This window comes from Brevundimonas sp. FG8, from assembly GCF_057808845.1.
Genome location: NZ_JBMDIU010000003.1, coordinates 225,984 through 242,150, shown reverse-complemented (window position 1 = coordinate 242,150; position 16,167 = coordinate 225,984). Strand labels below are relative to the sequence as shown.

13 protein-coding genes are annotated in these 16,167 nt (G+C 66.3%); all 13 read left to right on the top strand.

Features of this window, described 5'->3' with window-relative positions; all coding sequences use genetic code 11:
• Positions 1 to 2 precede the first annotated feature (2 nt).
• The 13 genes from nuoL (at position 3) to bamA (ending at position 16,157) form a co-directional block, all read left to right on the top strand.
• Positions 3 to 2,099 carry an NADH-quinone oxidoreductase subunit L gene (nuoL, locus tag ACODRV_RS07415; RefSeq protein WP_488907893.1) on the top strand — a complete coding sequence of 699 codons (2,097 nt, stop codon included), beginning with the start codon at positions 3 to 5 and terminating at the stop codon, positions 2,097 to 2,099.
• 11 nt (positions 2,100 to 2,110) lie between these two features.
• Positions 2,111 to 3,586 (top strand): NADH-quinone oxidoreductase subunit M, encoded by a 1,476-nt coding sequence (locus ACODRV_RS07410; RefSeq protein WP_488908069.1) that lies wholly within the window; start codon positions 2,111 to 2,113, stop codon positions 3,584 to 3,586.
• A 7-nt stretch (positions 3,587 to 3,593) separates the two neighbouring features.
• Positions 3,594 to 5,039, top strand: a complete 1,446-nt coding sequence (gene nuoN, locus ACODRV_RS07405) for an NADH-quinone oxidoreductase subunit NuoN (protein ID WP_488907892.1) — start codon at positions 3,594 to 3,596, stop codon at positions 5,037 to 5,039.
• A 2-nt stretch (positions 5,040 to 5,041) separates the two neighbouring features.
• Positions 5,042 to 5,791 (top strand): biotin--[acetyl-CoA-carboxylase] ligase, encoded by a 750-nt coding sequence (locus tag ACODRV_RS07400; RefSeq protein ID WP_141626509.1) that lies wholly within the window; start codon positions 5,042 to 5,044, stop codon positions 5,789 to 5,791.
• Positions 5,788 to 6,570 carry a type III pantothenate kinase gene (locus ACODRV_RS07395; protein WP_141626510.1) on the top strand — a complete coding sequence of 261 codons (783 nt, stop codon included), beginning with the start codon at positions 5,788 to 5,790 and terminating at the stop codon, positions 6,568 to 6,570. The genes ACODRV_RS07400 and ACODRV_RS07395 overlap by 4 nt, the downstream gene beginning before the upstream one ends.
• Positions 6,567 to 8,240 carry a ribonuclease J gene (locus tag ACODRV_RS07390; RefSeq protein ID WP_488907891.1) on the top strand — a complete coding sequence of 558 codons (1,674 nt, stop codon included), beginning with the start codon at positions 6,567 to 6,569 and terminating at the stop codon, positions 8,238 to 8,240. The genes ACODRV_RS07395 and ACODRV_RS07390 overlap by 4 nt, the downstream gene beginning before the upstream one ends.
• 69 nt (positions 8,241 to 8,309) lie before the next feature.
• Positions 8,310 to 9,053 (top strand): UMP kinase, encoded by a 744-nt coding sequence (gene pyrH, locus ACODRV_RS07385; protein ID WP_141626512.1) that lies wholly within the window; start codon positions 8,310 to 8,312, stop codon positions 9,051 to 9,053.
• A gap of 30 nt (positions 9,054 to 9,083) precedes the next feature.
• Complete coding sequence (gene frr, locus ACODRV_RS07380; protein ID WP_141626513.1) at positions 9,084 to 9,641, top strand: ribosome recycling factor; 558 nt, start codon at positions 9,084 to 9,086, stop codon at positions 9,639 to 9,641.
• Between the two features lie 33 nt (positions 9,642 to 9,674).
• Positions 9,675 to 10,433, top strand: coding sequence for a polyprenyl diphosphate synthase (uppS, locus tag ACODRV_RS07375; protein ID WP_488907890.1), 759 nt, complete (start codon positions 9,675 to 9,677; stop codon positions 10,431 to 10,433).
• On the top strand, positions 10,433 to 11,260 hold the full coding sequence (locus ACODRV_RS07370; protein WP_141626515.1) for a phosphatidate cytidylyltransferase: 828 nt from the start codon (positions 10,433 to 10,435) through the stop codon (positions 11,258 to 11,260). Before uppS ends, ACODRV_RS07370 begins: the two co-directional genes overlap by 1 nt.
• Positions 11,257 to 12,453, top strand: coding sequence for a 1-deoxy-D-xylulose-5-phosphate reductoisomerase (gene dxr / locus ACODRV_RS07365; protein WP_488907889.1), 1,197 nt, complete (start codon positions 11,257 to 11,259; stop codon positions 12,451 to 12,453). Before ACODRV_RS07370 ends, dxr begins: the two co-directional genes overlap by 4 nt.
• Positions 12,454 to 12,474: 21 nt before the next feature.
• On the top strand, positions 12,475 to 13,692 hold the full coding sequence (locus tag ACODRV_RS07360; protein WP_488907888.1) for a M50 family metallopeptidase: 1,218 nt from the start codon (positions 12,475 to 12,477) through the stop codon (positions 13,690 to 13,692).
• A 32-nt stretch (positions 13,693 to 13,724) separates the two neighbouring features.
• Positions 13,725 to 16,157: an outer membrane protein assembly factor BamA gene (bamA, locus tag ACODRV_RS07355; RefSeq protein ID WP_488907887.1), complete on the top strand. Its 2,433-nt coding sequence runs from the start codon at positions 13,725 to 13,727 to the stop codon at positions 16,155 to 16,157.
• The last annotated feature ends 10 nt before the right edge of the window (positions 16,158 to 16,167 follow it).

The following is a 16,167-nucleotide window of genomic DNA, read 5'->3' as shown; positions in this document are numbered from 1 at the left end:
TCGTGAACCTCCAGCTCCTCGTCACTCTCGGGATTTTCGCGCCGCTTCTGGGCGCGACCATCGTCGGCCTGTCGGGTCGTCGACTGGGCAATGTCCTGTCGCAGTCCATCACCACGGGCCTGCTGTTCTTCGCCTGCGCCGTCTCCTGGACGGTCTTCGGTCAGTGGACGTGGGGGCATCTCGAGCCCTTCACCATCACGCTGGCGCCGTTCATCCACGTCGGCGACTTCGTGTCGAACTGGTCGATCCGGATCGACGCCCTGTCGGCCACCATGCTGGTGGTCGTGACCAGCGTCTCGTCGCTGGTTCACCTTTATTCCTGGGGCTATATGGCCGAGGACCCGGACAAGCCGCGGTTCTTCGCCTACCTGTCGCTGTTCACCTTCGCCATGCTGGCGCTGGTGACCGCCGCCGACTTCATGCAGTTGTTCTTCGGCTGGGAAGGCGTGGGTCTGGCCTCCTATCTGCTGATCGGCTTCTGGTACAAAAAGCCCTCGGCCAGCGCCGCCGCCATCAAGGCCTTCGTGGTCAACCGCGTCGGCGACTTCGGCTTCGCCCTGGGCATTTTCACCGTCTTCTGGATGTTCGGCACGATCCAGTTCGCTGAGCTGTTCCCGATGATCGCCGCCAGGGCGAACACGGGCTGGGAGTTCCTGGGCCACACCTGGTCGGCGCTCGATCTGGCCGCCTTCCTCCTGTTCATCGGCGCGATGGGCAAGTCGGCGCAGTTCTTCCTGCACACCTGGCTGCCGGACGCGATGGAAGGCCCGACCCCGGTGTCGGCCCTGATCCACGCGGCCACCATGGTGACCGCCGGCGTCTATATGGTCTGCCTGCTGTCGCCGCTGTTCGAGTACGCGCCGGGCGCCGCCTCGATCGTCGCCACCATCGGCGCGGTCACGGCCCTGTTCGCCGCGACGGTCGGGCTGGCCCAGAACGACATCAAGCGGGTCATCGCCTATTCGACCTGTTCGCAGCTCGGCTACATGTTCTTCGCCGCCGGCGTGGGCGCCTATGAGGCGGCCATGTTCCACCTGTTCACGCACGCCTTCTTCAAGGCCCTGCTGTTCCTGGGCGCCGGTTCGGTGATCCACGGCATGCACCACGAGCAGGACATGCGGAAGATGGGGGGGCTGTGGAAGCTGTTGCCCGTGACCTATGCGGTCATGACCATCGGCACCATCGCCATCACCGGTCTGGGCATCCCCGGCATCGGCGGTCTGGCGGGCTTCTACTCGAAGGACGCGATCATCGAGAGCGCCTTCGCCGCCGCGGCCTCGGGCCACTCGCCGATCGGCCTGTTCGCCTTCTTCATCGGCATCATCGCCGCCGGTCTGACCGCCTACTACTCGTGGCGTCTGGTGTTCATGACCTTCCACAACAAGCCTGTGTGGAAGGACGAGCATCACGATGATCATGCGCATGCGCACGACGATCATGCGTCGCACGCCCAGATCGAGACCCATGACGAGCCGCTGGCGGACGCGCATGACGATCACGCGCACGACGATCATGGCCACCATGGTCCGCTGAAGCCGCACGAGAGCCCGCCGGTGATGCTGGTCCCGCTGCTGGTCCTGTCGGTCGGCGCCATCTTCGCCGGTCTGGTCTTCGCGCCCTTCTTCATCGGGCACCACGAAGGCGAGTTCTGGAAGGCCGCCATCTTCTCGGGCCCGCACAACCACGTCCTTCATGAGGCGCACAACGTCCCGACCTGGGTGAAGTGGTCGCCGCTGGTGATGACCCTGATCGGCACCTTCGCCGCCTTCTGGCTCTACGTCCTGAAGGAGGGCATGGCCCGCCGGATGGCCGATCGCGGCAGCCCGGTGCACGCCTTCCTGGTCAACAAGTGGTACTTCGACGAGCTGTACCAGTTCGTGTTCGTCAAGGGCGCCAAGGCGCTGGGCGACCTGTTCTGGAAGGTCGGCGACGTGAAGATCATCGACGGGGGAGGGCCGAACGGCTTCGCCTGGTTGTCCCGTAAATTCGCCGGCGGACTGGCCCGCTTCCAGTCCGGTTATGTCTACTTCTATGCGTTCGTGATGCTGCTCGGCCTGTCCGGCTTCCTCGCCTTCGCCATCTATTGGTGGGGAGCCTGATCTTGCCCCAGATCCCCTTCATCCTGAGCGTCGTCACCTTCCTTCCTCTGGTGGGCGCGGCCCTGCTGCTGCTGACCCGTCTGGGCGGCAAGGGCTCGGACAGCGCCGCGCGCTGGATCGCCCTGGGCACGACCCTGGCGACCCTGGCCGTGTCGGTCGTGCTGGTGGCCAATTTCGACGCGTCGAGCGCGGCCTATCAGTTCGTCGAGAAGATCAGCTGGTTCAGCGGCGCGAGCTATCATCTGGGCGTGGACGGGATTTCGATCCTGTTCGTCCTGCTGACCGCCTTCCTGCTGCCGATCTGTATTCTGGCCAGCTGGAACTCGATCAAGGACCGCGTCGGCGACTACATGATCGCCTTCCTGGTGCTGGAGACGCTGGTCATCGGCGTCTTCACCTCGCTCGACATCTTCCTGTTCTACATCTTCTTCGAAGGCACCCTGGTCCCGATGTTCATCATCATCGGGGTGTGGGGCGGCCAGAACCGCATCTACGCGGCGTACAAATTCTTCCTGTACACCTTGCTGGGATCGGTCCTGATGCTGCTGGCCATGCTGTGGATGGCGCATACCGCCGGCACCACCAGCATCCCGGAGCTGAAGGAGTTCGCCTTCTCGCCCGCCGCCCAGCCCTTGCTGTGGTTCGCCTTCTTCGCCTCGTTCGCGGTGAAGATGCCGATGTGGCCGGTGCATACCTGGCTTCCGGACGCCCACGTTCAGGCGCCGACGGCGGGGTCGGTCATTCTGGCCGGCATCCTGCTGAAGCTCGGCGGCTACGGCTTCATCCTGTTCAACCTTCCGATGTTCCCGCTGGCGTCGCAGATGTTCGCGCCGCTGGTGTGGACCCTGTCGGCCATCGCCATCGTCTACACCTCGCTGGTCGCCTTCCGTCAGACCGACATCAAGAAGCTGATCGCCTATTCGTCTGTCGCGCACATGGGCTTCGTGACCATGGGCATCTTCGCCGGCAACGATCAGGGCGTGCAGGGCGCGATCTTCCAGATGCTGAGCCACGGCCTGATCTCGGGCGCGCTCTTCCTCTGCGTCGGCGTGGTCTATGACCGGATGCACACCCGCGAGATCGCCTTCTACGGCGGTCTGACCAGCCGCATGCCGTGGTTCGCCGCCATCTTCCTGATGTTCACCATGGCCAACGTCGGCCTGCCGGGCACCTCGGGCTTCATCGGCGAAATCCTGACCATGACCGGCATCTATCAGGTGTCGACCTGGACGGCGTTCGTCGCGGCCTCGGGCGTGATCTTCTCGGCGGTCTATGCCCTGACGCTGTACCGCAACGTCATGTTCGGCGAGATCACCAACCCGGCGCTGAAGACCATCTCGGACATCGACAAGCGCGAGCTGCTGATCTTCGTCCCGCTGATCCTCGGCACCCTGTGGCTGGGCGTGCAGCCCGGTCTGGTGCTGGACTACACCAACGCCGCCGTCGCCGGCCTGACGTCCGCCTATCAACTCGCGATCGGTGGCTGAGACCATGATGCCTGATCTGATTTCCGCCCTTCACCTTTCGGCTCCCGAGATCACGCTCGCGGTCGGCGGCCTTGTGCTGCTGATGGTCGGCGCCTTCTCGGGCGAGCGCAGCGCAGGGCTGGTGTCCTGGCTGTCGGTCCTGCTGCTGATCGCCGCCACGGTCGTGACGGTGACCGGTCCGCTCGGCCAGGCCTTCAACGGCGCCTATGTGGCCGATCCGCTGGCCGTCTACGGCAAGGCCGTGATCTTCCTGTCCAGCGCCGCGGCCATCGTGCTGGGCAACGGCTGGATGCACCGCAAGAAGATCGCCAAGTTCGAGTTCCCGATCCTGATCGTGCTGGCCTCGGCCGGTATGGGCATGATGGCCTCGTCGGGCGACCTGATCTCGCTCTACGTCGGCATCGAGCTGCATTCGCTGGCGCTCTATGTGCTGGCCGCCTTCCACCGCGACGACCTGAAGGCGTCGGAAGCGGGTCTGAAGTATTTCGTGCTGGGCGCGCTGTCGTCGGGCCTGCTGCTGTACGGCGCCAGCCTGATCTACGGCTTCACCGGCTCGATGCGCTTTGAGGACATCGCCGCCTACGCCGCCGCCAACCAGTCGACCGGCCTGATCTTTGGTCTGGTGTTCCTGATCTCGGGTCTGGCGTTCAAGGTCTCGGCCGCGCCGTTCCACATGTGGACCCCGGACGTGTACGAGGGCGCCCCGACCCCGGTCGTGGCCCTGTTCGCCACCGCCCCCAAGGTCGCGGCCATGGTGCTGATCGCCCGCACACTGGAAGGCGCCTTCGCCAACTCCTACGCCCAGTGGGCGCAGGTGCTGATCCTGATCTCGCTGATCAGCTTCGCCGTCGGCGCGTTCGGCGGTCTGGTTCAGAAGGACCTGCAACGCCTGCTGGCCTATTCGTCGATCGCCAACATCGGTTACGCCCTGCTGGGCATCGCCGCGGGGACGACCTTCGGCGTTCAGGCCATGCTGCTGTTCATGACCCTGTACGTGATCGACCAGTTCGGCTTCTTCGGCATTCTGCTGTCGCTGAGCCGCAATGGACGTCCGATCCGCAAGATCAGCGATCTCGCGGGGCTGCGTAAGGAGCGACCCCTGATGACGATCGCGCTGACGATCCTGTCGCTGTCGGTGCTGGGCATGCCGCCGCTGTCGGGCTTCTGGGCCAAGTACTATGTGTTCGGCGCCGCCGCAGAGGCCGGCTACTGGCTGGTCGGCGCCGCCGGTCTGGTCGCGTCGGTCGTGGCCGGCTTCTACTACCTGCGCATCCTGAAGGTGATGTGGTTCGATCCGGCTCCGGAAGGCGCCGTGGCGACAGACGCCGCGCCGGTCGAGGCCAGGACCATCGCCCTGACCGCCGCCGCCTTCAGCTTCCCGGTCGTGCTCGTCGCCCTGCCGTGGCTGGTGCCGCTGGCCGCGCGCGCCGCGTCGGGCTTCGGAGGCGGCTAGGCTTGGCGACCGCTCCGGTCCTGCTGCTCGATCAGATCGATTCCACCAACGCCGAGGCCCGTCGCCGGGCCGAGGCGGGAGAGACGGGACCACTGTGGATCGCCGCCCGCCGCCAGACCGCCGGGCGCGGTCGGCGGGGCAGGGTGTGGGAAGCCAGCACGGGCAACCTGTTCAGCACCCTGTTGGCCACCACCCGCAAGTCGCCCGCCGAGGCGGCGCAGGTGACCTTCATCGCGGCTCTGGCCGTGACGGACCTGCTGGACCGCTATGCGCCGCCGTCGCTGGTGACGATCAAATGGCCCAATGACGTGATGCTGGCGGGCGTGAAGGCTTGCGGCATCCTGGTCGAGTCCGGCGCCCATGCGGACGGCGGGCTGTGGTTGGCGGTCGGGATCGGGGTTAATCTGGCCGAGGCGCCGCAGGGGACGGAGCGTCCCGCCACCGCCCTGTCGCACCATCTGTCCGCCGCCCACATCGCCCCCCCGAAGGTGGAGCGCGCGGTCGAGGAACTGGCCGGGACGTTCGGCGTCTGGCTGGAGCGTTGGGAGACGCTGGGCTTTTCGCCCATCCTCGACGCCTGGGCGGCGCGGACGCGGGGGCTGGACGGCCCTGCCGTGGCCCGGCTGGGGCATGAGACCGTCGAGGGCCGCGCCGAGGGCGTCGCGCCGGACGGGGCGTTGAAACTGAGACTGGCGGATGGTTCGCTGCGGCTGATTTCCGCGGGCGATGTGTTCTTCGGGGAGGCCCACTGATGCTGCTGGCGATCGAGCAGGGCAATACGAACACGCTGTTCGCCGTCCATGACGGGCGCGAATGGATCGCCCAGTGGCGCGCGTCCACGGACTCGCAACGCACGGCGGATGAGTATGCGGTCTGGCTGGCCCAGCTGCTGACCACGCGCGGGCTGACGCTGGCGGACCTGACGGGCTGCATCATCTCGTCCGTGGTGCCGCAGTCGATCTTCAACCTGCGCAACCTGTCGCGCCGCTATCTGTCGAGTGAGCCGCTGGTGATCGGCGACAATGTCGATCTGGGCATTCCGGTGCGCATCCTGAAGCCGAGCGAGGCGGGGGCGGACCGGCTGGTCAACGCCATCGGGGCGCATCTGCTGTATCCGGGCGATCTGATTGTCATCGACAGCGGCACGGCCACGACCTTCGACGTCATCGCCGCCGACGGCGCCTTCGAGGGCGGGATTATCGCCCCGGGCGTGAACCTAAGCCTGCAGGCCCTGCACGAGGCCGCCGCAATGTTGCCCCGCATCGCCATCCAGAAGCCGGACAAGGTGATCGGCAAGGACACCGTCTCGAACATGCAATCCGGCGTGTTCTGGGGATACATCGCCCTGATCGAGGGGCTGGTCGCCCGCATCAAGGCCGAGTGGGGCAAGCCCATGACCGTCATCGGCACGGGGGGCGTGGTCTCCCTGTTCGAAGGCGCGACCAACAGCATTGACCGGTTTGATCCGGACCTGACCATCCGCGGCCTGCTGGAAATCTGGCGGCGGAACACCCACCTCAAGGACATATGAAAAAACGAACTGACGACGAACTCGTCTTCCTGCCGCTGGGCGGATCGGGCGAGATCGGGATGAACCTGAATCTGTATGGCTACGGCCCCGAGCGTGATCGCCAATGGCTGATCGTGGACGTGGGCGTGACCTTCGGCGATTTGTCGACGCCCGGCGTGGACGTGATCGTGCCGGACCCCGCCTTCCTCGAAGGCGAGAAAATCCGCGGCATCGTGCTGACCCACGCGCACGAGGACCATATCGGCGCTCTCGGCTGGCTGTGGACGCGCATGAAGGCGCCGCTCTACGCCACGCCGTTCACCGCCTATCTTATCCGCGAGAAGCTGCGCGAGGCCGGCATTCTGGATCAGGTGGAGCTGATCGAGGTGCCGCTGGGCGGGACGATCGATCTGGGGCCGTTCCAGGTGACCATGGTCACCATGACCCACTCCATCGCCGAGCCGAACGGTCTGGCGATCAAGACGCCGCTGGGCACGATCCTGCACACCGGCGACTGGAAAATCGATGATGATCCGGTCATCGGCGGCGTCACCGACGCCGACGCCATCACCCGTCTGGGCGACGAGGGCGTGCTGGCGATGGTGTGCGATTCCACCAACGTCTTCGTCGAAGGCTCGGCGGGGTCCGAGGGCGGCGTGCGGGAGGCCCTGTCGGAACTGATCAGCGGCCTGAAGGGGCGGATCGCGGTCGGCTGCTTCGCCTCCAACGTCGCGCGCATGGACAGCGTGATCCGCGCCGCCGAGGCCGCGGGCCGTCGCGTGTCGCTGGCGGGTCGGTCGATGCACCGCATCACGGCCGCCGCCAAGCACGTCGGCATGCTGCATGACATCAAGCCGTTCCTGAGCGAGCAGGAAGCCCGCGTCTGGCCGGCTGACGAGATCCTGTACCTCTGCACCGGCAGCCAAGGCGAGGTGCGCGCGGCGCTGTCACGCGTGGCCGAAGGCACCCACCCCTATGTGAAGCTGTCGAACGGCGATCACTGCATCTTCTCGTCGCGGGTCATTCCGGGCAACGAGCTGTCGGTTGGGCGGCTGCAGGACAAGCTCGCCGACCGGGGCGTGCGCCTCTACACCGAGAAGGATCACCGCGGCATCCACGTCTCGGGCCACCCGTGCCGGGACGAACTGCGCCAGATGTACGAATGGGCGCGGCCGAAGATCGCCGTGCCCACCCACGGCATGCGCCGCCATCTGGTCGAGCACGCCAACCTGGCCCGGGACGTCGGCGTTCCGGAATCGATCACGCCGCGCAACGGCGACATGGTTCGTCTGGCCCCCGGTCCGGCGGCGATTATCGACGAGGTTCCGAGCGGCCGTCTATACGTTGACGGCGGGCGTCTGGTCACCGAACAGGGTGAGGCGCTGCACGAGCGTCGTCACGCCTCGACCAACGGCGTGCTGATCGTCAGCTTCGCGATGGACAAGCGCGGCAAGATCGTCAGCGACATCGACGTGCGCGGCATCGGCCTGCCCGGCGACGAGGAAGCGCCGCTGGGCGACGCTCTGGATGATCTGGCGGAACGGGTCGAGCAGGTGGTCGGCAAGCTGAAAGGCGAGGCGCTGGAAGACGAAATGGTCATCGAACAGGCCATCTCACGAGCGCTGAAGAAGGCCAGTCAACAAATCTGGGACCGCAGGCCGATCGTCGAGACGATCATCCTGCGTCTTTAGGATCAGGGCTTTGAAGCGGGCGATGAGGTTCCTATAAGGAGCCGATTCCCCCGCCCAAGGTCTGCCCCCATGCCCGACGTCCCGTCCGAGTTCCGCTACAAACGCGTCCTGCTGAAGGTCTCGGGCGAGGTGCTGATGGGCGACCAGGGCTACGGCATCGACATGAAGACCGTGGCCGACGTGGCGGCGGCCATCGCCGAAGTCTCCCGCGAGGGCGTCGAGATCTGTCTGGTGATCGGCGGCGGGAACATCTTCCGCGGCCTGTCGAAGGCGGCTGGCGACATGGATCGCGCCTCGGCCGATTACATGGGCATGCTGGCGACGGTGATGAACGCCCTGGCCATGCAGGCCGCGCTTGAGAAGCACGGCGTCCAGACCCGGGTGCAGAGCGCCCTGACCATGAACGCCGTGGCCGAGCCCTATGTGCGCCGTCGCGCCCTGCGTCACCTGGAGAAGGGCCGCGTGGTTATCTTCGCCGCCGGCGTCGGCGCGCCCTTCTTTACGACCGACTCGGGCGCCGCCCTGCGCGCCGCTGAAATGGGCTGCGACGCCCTGCTGAAGGGCACCAGCGTGGACGGCGTTTACACCGCCGACCCCAAGAAGGACGCCACGGCGACCCGCTACGACACCCTGACCTATCACGACGTGCTGGCGCGCGACCTGAAGGTGATGGACGCCTCGGCCGTGGCCCTGATGCGTGACTCGGGCATCCCTATCGTGGTCTTCTCGATCCGTGAGGACGGTTCGTTCCGCAACGCCCTGACGGGCAAGGGTCCCTTCACCGTCATCAGCGCGGACGGCAAGGCCGCCTGACAAACCTATAAGAAGCCGAGAGAAACGATCATGGCCAAGCCCGATCTCAAGACCTACCGCGACCGCATGGACAAGGCGGTCACCGCCCTGAAGGAAGAATTCTCCGGCCTGCGCACCGGCCGGGCCAACGCGGGCCTGCTGGACCCCGTGCAGGTCGAGGCCTACGGCTCGACCTCGCCGCTGAACGCCGTGGCCGCCATCAGCGTACCGGAGCCGCGCCTGATCTCGGTCAGCGTCTGGGACAAGGGCATGGTGGTTTCGGTCGAGAAGGCCATCCGCGCCGCCGGTCTGGGCCTGAACCCGATCGTCGACGGCCAGACCCTGCGTATTCCGATCCCGCCGCTGACCGAAGAACGCCGCAAGGAATATGTGAAGCTGGCCGGCAAATACGCCGAGCAGCAGAAGATCGCCGTCCGCAACGTTCGTCGCGACGCCAACGATGATCTGAAGAAGGCCGAAAAGGCTTCGGACATCAGCCAGGACGAGCAGAAGAAGATGGAGGCCGAGGTCCAGAAGGACACGGACGCGGCCATCAAGCGCATCGACGAGACCTTGAAGGCCAAGGAAGTTGAGATCATGCAGGTCTGAGGTCTCAGACCTGTTCCAGGAACCCGCCGACGCATGAGCGCCGAACCCGCCAGTCAGACGCCCGAAGGTCCCACCTCTCCCGGGCCGCGCCATGTCGCGTTGATCATGGACGGCAACGGCCGCTGGGCCGAGGCGCGTGGTCTGCCGCGCGCCGTCGGGCACCGGGAGGGCGTTCAGGCGCTCAAACGGACGATCCAGGTCGCGCCCAAGCTGGGCATCCAGTGCCTGACCGTGTTCGGCTTTTCGACCGAGAACTGGCAGCGTCCGGCCGACGAGGTGTCCGACCTGATGGGGCTTGTGCGCACCTATGTCGGCAGCGATCTGAAGCGGCTGGAGAAGGCGGGGGTCCGTCTGCGCGTTCTCGGCCGCCGCGAGGGGCTGCCGGCCGACATCGCCAAGATCGTGGACAAGGCCGAGGCCGAGACCGCGCACAATGACAAATTCATCCTGCAGGTCGCCTTCAACTACGGCGGTCGGGCGGACATCGTCGATGCCGCCCGCCGCTATGTCGAACGGGTGAAGGCGGGCGAGACGGTCGAGCCGCTGGATGAGGCCTCGCTGGGCGCCGGACTGTCCACCGCAGGCGGGCCGCCGGTGGATGTGATCGTGCGCACATCGGGAGAATATCGCCTTTCGAACTTCCTGCTGTGGGAAGCCGCCTACGCCGAGCTGGTCTATCAGGACATTCTCTGGCCCGACTACGGTGAGGCCGCGCTGGCCGAGGTGGTCGAACAGTTCCGGAGCCGTGACCGCCGCTACGGCGGGCGCCCCGCCGCCAGGGCGGCCGTCTGATGGCGATGAAGCCGCGGGAAGTCGGGCTGAGGTTCGCATCAGGCATCGTGCTGTCCGCCGGGGCGGGGCTGGTCATCTGGGCCGGCGGTGTCTGGTTCCTGGGGCTGATGCTGATCGCCTGCGCCCTGCTGGCCGTCGAATGGGCCCGGATGAGCGCGGCCAGGGCCTGGCCTCTGGTGGCCGGCGCGGTCGGCCTGGGGCTGTTCGCCGCCGTGATTTCCGCCCACGTGGGCCAGCTTTCACTGGCGCTGGTCATGCTGGTGTTCTGCGCTGCGGCCGCGGCCCTGTTCGCCCGGAGCCGGGGGCAGGAGGCGCTGGATGCGGCCTATGGCGTGCTCTACCTCGGCTGGCCCGCGATCCTGCTGGTCTGGCTGCGCGCCGGCGACACCGAGACGGCTCCCTATATGGGCGTGTACTGGACAGTCTTCGCCTTCATGGTCACCTGGAGCGCCGACAGCATCGCCTATCTGGCCGGATCCTCGATCGGCGGGCCCAAGCTGTGGCCGCGCTACTCGCCCAACAAGACCTGGTCCGGGTTCATCGGCGGCCTGATCGGCGGCGCGGTGTGCGGCGCCTTGCTGGGCGCCTATCTGGATATGGGGATCGGACTGTGGGGCGGGCTTCTGGGTCTGCTCGCCGCGACCGCCACCATGGCGGGCGACCTTTGGGAATCCGCGTTGAAGCGCCGGTACGGGGTCAAGGATGCGGGCAAGCTGATCCCCGGTCATGGCGGGCTGCTGGATCGGGTGGACGGTCTGATGTTCGCCGTCGTGATCGTCGCCTGCGGGAAGTTGATCATGCTCGGTCTGCACGGAGGCGGCGCGTGATCCGCCGTCGCGTGACCGTGCTGGGCTCGACCGGGTCGGTCGGCTGTTCGACGCTGGACCTCATGGCGCAGGCCGAGGCGAGCGGGGCAGGGGCGTTCGAGGTCGAGGTTCTGACCGGGGGCGCCAACATCGCCCGACTGGCCGAGCAGGCCCGACGCTGGAAGCCGAAGCTGGCCATCACCGCCGATCCGGCCCGATTGACCGACCTGCGCGAGGCCCTTTCGGGAACCGGCGTCGAGGCGGCGGCGGGCGAGGCGGCGATCACCGAGGCGGCGACGCGGCCTGTGGACTGGGTGATGGCCTCCATAGTCGGCGCGGCGGGCCTGCGGTCCGCCTGGGCGGCGGCGGGGACGGGGGCGACGCTGGCGCTGGCCAATAAGGAAAGCCTGGTCTGCTGTGGTCCGGCCCTGATCGAACGGGTCAAGGCGTCGGGCGGGCGGCTGATCCCGGTGGACTCGGAGCATTCGGCGATCTTCCAGGTCTTCCCGCATGAGGCGCCGGAGCAGGTGTCGAAGCTGGTCCTGACCGCGTCCGGCGGCCCGTTCCGGACCACGCCGGTCGGCGATATGGCGGGAATCACTCCCGAGCAGGCCGTGGCCCATCCCAATTGGAGCATGGGGGCCAAGATTTCGGTCGACAGCGCCAGCATGGCCAACAAGGGGCTGGAGATGATCGAGGCGGCCTATCTGTTCGATACGCCGGCCGGGCGGATCGATGTGGTGGTGCACCCTGAATCGATCATTCACAGTCTGGTGGAGTACGTCGACGGCTCGACGCTGGCCCAGATGGGGCCGCCGGACATGAAGACGCCGATCGCCTGCGCCCTGGCCTGGCCTGACCGGATCGGCTGGGCCGCGCCCCGGCTGGACCTCGCCGCGCTGGGCCGCCTGACCTTCGAGGCCCCGGATGAGACCCGGTTTCCGATGCTGAAACTGGCCCGTCAGGCGCTGCAGGCGGGGGGCGTGGCCCCGATCGTCTTCAACGCCGCGAACGAGGTGGCGGCCCTGGCTTTCCTTGACCGCCGACTGGGCTTTCTAAATATTGCCGCAGTCGTCGCCGACACCTTGTCGCGCGTGACGGCTTCGGGGGTGGATTCCGGTTCCCAAAACGCCTGCGACGCGGCTCTTGCCGTGGACGCGCAGGCGCGGCGGGTGGCGGAGTTGACCGTTCGGGGTCTCGCAGCAGCGGCCTGACGGCGGAGGATTCTTTTCGGCATGACAGGCTTTATCGGCCAAGCGCTGATCTACATCGTGCCGTTCCTGCTGTTGCTGACGTTCATCGTCACCATCCACGAACTGGGCCACTTCCTTGTCGCGCGCGCCTTCGGCGTGAAGGTCGACCGGTTTTCCATCGGCTTCGGGCGCGCCCTGCTGAGCCGGACCGACAGGAACGGCATCGAATGGCGGCTCGGGTGGATTCCGCTGGGCGGCTATGTGAAATTTTCGGGCGATCTGGACGCCTCCAGCGTGCCGGACCAGGCGGGACTGGATGAGCTGAAGTCCCGCGTGGTCGCCGAGCACGGCCCGGCGGCGGTGAAAGAGTATTTCCATTTCAAGCCGGTGTGGCAGCGCGCGCTGATCGTGGCGGCCGGGCCGCTGTCGAACTTCGCGCTCGCTCTGGTGCTGCTGACCCTGCTGTTCAGCGTGATCGGCGAGCGGATCGAGGCCCCCCGCGTGGCCCGGGTCGCCGAGGGCAGCCCCGCGGCCGCCGCGGGCTTCCAGCCGCGCGATCTGATCACCGCCATCAACGGTCGTCCGGTCACCGAGGGCGTTGAGGTCACCCGGACCATCCTCCTGTCGGCCAATGATCCCCTGACCTTCACCGTTCAACGCGGAGGACAGGTGGTGTCGCTGGTGGCCACCCCGGTCCGTCAACTTGAGGAAGACGAGGTCGCCGGACGCACCAAGGTTGCGCGGGTGGGCCTGTATCTGGGCGCGATGCAGCAATCGGACTTCAGCTATCGCCGCCTGAATCCCTTCGAGGCCGTGGGCAAGGGCGCGGACACCATGGTGTCGGTCGTCACCACCACCTTCACCTACCTTGGCCGCATTTTCGTCGGCAAGGAGTCCGGGGATTTGCTGAACGGTCCGCTGGGCATCGCCAAGGCCGCGGGCGGCGTGACCAAGCAGGCCGTGGCCTATGAAGCGCCGCCCTCGGTCCTGATCCTGAACCTTGTTCTGACCTATCTGCAGTTCGCCGCCATAGTTTCGATCGGAATGGGTATTGTAAATCTGCTGCCGATTCCCGTGCTGGATGGGGGCCACCTGATGTTCTACGGCTATGAGGCTGTGGCGCGCAGGCCAGTTCCCGCCCGTGTTCAGGAGGTCGGTTACAGGGTCGGTCTTGCTTTGCTGGCGGGATTGATGTTGTTCGCAACCTGGAACGATCTCCAGAAACTGAGTTTGTTCAAATTCCTCGGCGGGCTCGCATGATGAGCCGACGCCAGCCCCCGATGGTTTCCCGTATGATCCGAAAAGACGCGTCCGCCCTTCGTTTCGCCCGCGCCGCGAGCCCAAGCCTTCTGGCTCTGGTCGTCGCCGCCGGCCTCGCCGGACCGGCGTTGGCGCAAAGCGCGCCCGCGCCCGCCGTACAGACCGGCGAGCCGATCACGACCGCTCCGCAGGAGCAGGCCGCGCCGCCGGAGCGTCCGGAGCGCGTGCAGATCGCCCGCATTCTGGTGCGCGGCAACCAGCGCATCGACCAGACCACGGTCCTGTCCTATCTGCCGATCCAGCCGGGTGACGTCGTCGACGCCGCGGTGCTGGACGTCGCGGTCCGCACCCTGACCCGCACCCAGCTGTTCGCCGACGTCCAGCTGGGCGTGCAGCCGAACGGCGATCTGGTCGTCGAAATCGTTGAAAACCCGATCATCAACCAGGTGGTCTTCGAGGGTAACAGCGCGATCGGCGAAGAAAAGCTGACCGAGGAAGTCACCCTGAAGCCGCGCGGCATCTACACCCGCGCCCGTATTCAGGAAGACGTGGGCAAGATCGTCGAGCTGTATCGCCTGTCGGGCCGTATCGGCGCGACGGTGACGCCGAAGATCGTCCAGCTTGAACAGAACCGCGTCGACGTGGTGTTCGAGATCAACGAGGGCGCCGAGACGGGCGTTCGCGCCATCACCTTCCTGGGCAACCAGGCGTTTTCGGACGCCGATCTGCGCGATGTGATGGTCACCAAGCAGTCGCAGTGGTGGCGGCTGTTCACGACCAACGACAACTACGACCCGAACCGTCTGGACTACGACCGCGAGCAGCTGCGGAAATTCTATACGAACCGCGGCTACTATGACTTCCGCGTCCTGTCGGCGGTCAGCGAGCTGGCGCCGGACGACTCGAGCTTCGGCATCACCCTGACGGTGGATGAGGGCGATCGGTACAATTTCGGCACGGTCAATATCGTCACCGAAAGCGAGCGGCTGAACCCGGACTTCCTGAAGCGCCTGCTTCCGATCCGTGAGGGCGACCTCTACGAGAGCGACAAGATCGAAACCGCCGTGGACGCCCTGACGTTCGCCGCCGGTTCGGCCGGTTACGCCTTCGTCGAGATCGAGCCCGAGTACCGCGCGAACCCGGAGACGAATGTCGTCGACGTGACGTTCAATGTTCGCGAAGGCCAGCGCGTCTACGTCGACCGGATCAACGTGGTCGGCAACACCCGCACGCTGGACAACGTCATCCGCCGCGAAATGATGCTGAGCGAAGGCGACGCGTTCAACCGCACCCTGCTGGAGCGGTCGCGTAACAATCTGCGCGCCCTGGGCTTCTTCAAGGACGTCACCGTCGAGGAATCGCGCGGCTCCGCCCCCGACCGGTCGGTGGTCAATGTGACGGTCACCGAACAGCCCACCGGCGAACTGTCGGTCGGTGCGGGCTTCAGCTCGGTCGACTCCTTCGTGCTGAACCTGGGCATCACCGAGCGGAACTTCCGCGGTCGTGGCCAGAACGTCGTGGCCCGACTGGAGTGGGGCTCGCTGCGTCAGCAGATCGACTTCCGCTTCACCGAGCCGAAATTCCTCGGCCGTGACCTGCGCGCGGGCTTTGACGCCTTCCACTCGCGCTATGACCTCAGCGAATATTCGTCCTACGACTACCGGTCGACCGGCGGCGGCTTGCGTCTGTCCTATCCGCTGAACGGCTATACCCTGCTCAGCACCCGCTACTTCCTGAAGAGCGATGAGATCATCGTGCCTTCGGGCTATTGCTCGGCGAGCGGCGCCGGCTCGAACGCCCTGTGCGATCAGGTCGGTTCGTTCCTGAACTCGTCGGCGGGCTACACCCTGCTGGTCGACCGCCGGAACGATCCGGTTCGCCCGACCCGCGGCTGGACCGGCACCCTGCGTCAGGACTTCGCCGGCATCGGTGGCGACGTGAACTACATCAAGACCGAAGCCGAGGTGGAAGCCTATTGGGGCATCACCCCCCAGTGGGTCGTCACGGCCAAGGCCCAGACCGGCTATGTCGCAGGCTGGGGCGGGGACCCGGTGCGGATCAACGACCGTTTCTTCAAGGGCGGCAACAGCTTCCGCGGTTTCGAAACCGCGGGTATCGGTCCGCGGGACCTGACCACGACCGACGCCCTCGGCGGCAACTTCTATGCCGTCGGAACGCTGGAACTGACGGTCCCGAACTATCTGCCGGAAGAGTACGGCATCCGCACATCGCTGTTCACCGACGTCGGCACCCTGGGCGTTCTGGACGACCGCTATACGGTCAACTCCTCGGGCCTGCCGGACAGCAACATCGTTGATGATCTGGAGCTGCGGGCCTCCGCGGGCGTCAGCATTCACTGGCGTTCGCCCATGGGTCCGATCCGCTTCGACATCAGTAAGGTTCTCGGCAAGGAAGAGTACGACAAGACCGAGTCCTTCCGCTTCTCGACGTCTACCCAATTCTAACCGTGGGACG

Excerpts from the sequence above, each read along its gene's own strand:
- nuoN (WP_488907892.1), top strand. The coding sequence starts at position 3,594 with ATGCCTGATCTGATTTCCGCCCTTCACCTTTCGGCTCCCGAGATCACG.
- ACODRV_RS07390 (WP_488907891.1), top strand. The coding sequence starts at position 6,567 with ATGAAAAAACGAACTGACGACGAACTCGTCTTCCTGCCGCTGGGCGGA.
- pyrH (WP_141626512.1), top strand. The coding sequence starts at position 8,310 with ATGCCCGACGTCCCGTCCGAGTTCCGCTACAAACGCGTCCTGCTGAAG.
- frr (WP_141626513.1), top strand. The coding sequence starts at position 9,084 with ATGGCCAAGCCCGATCTCAAGACCTACCGCGACCGCATGGACAAGGCG.
- uppS (WP_488907890.1), top strand. The coding sequence starts at position 9,675 with ATGAGCGCCGAACCCGCCAGTCAGACGCCCGAAGGTCCCACCTCTCCC.
- ACODRV_RS07370 (WP_141626515.1), top strand. The coding sequence starts at position 10,433 with ATGGCGATGAAGCCGCGGGAAGTCGGGCTGAGGTTCGCATCAGGCATC.
- ACODRV_RS07360 (WP_488907888.1), top strand. The coding sequence starts at position 12,475 with ATGACAGGCTTTATCGGCCAAGCGCTGATCTACATCGTGCCGTTCCTG.
- bamA (WP_488907887.1), top strand. The coding sequence starts at position 13,725 with ATGATCCGAAAAGACGCGTCCGCCCTTCGTTTCGCCCGCGCCGCGAGC.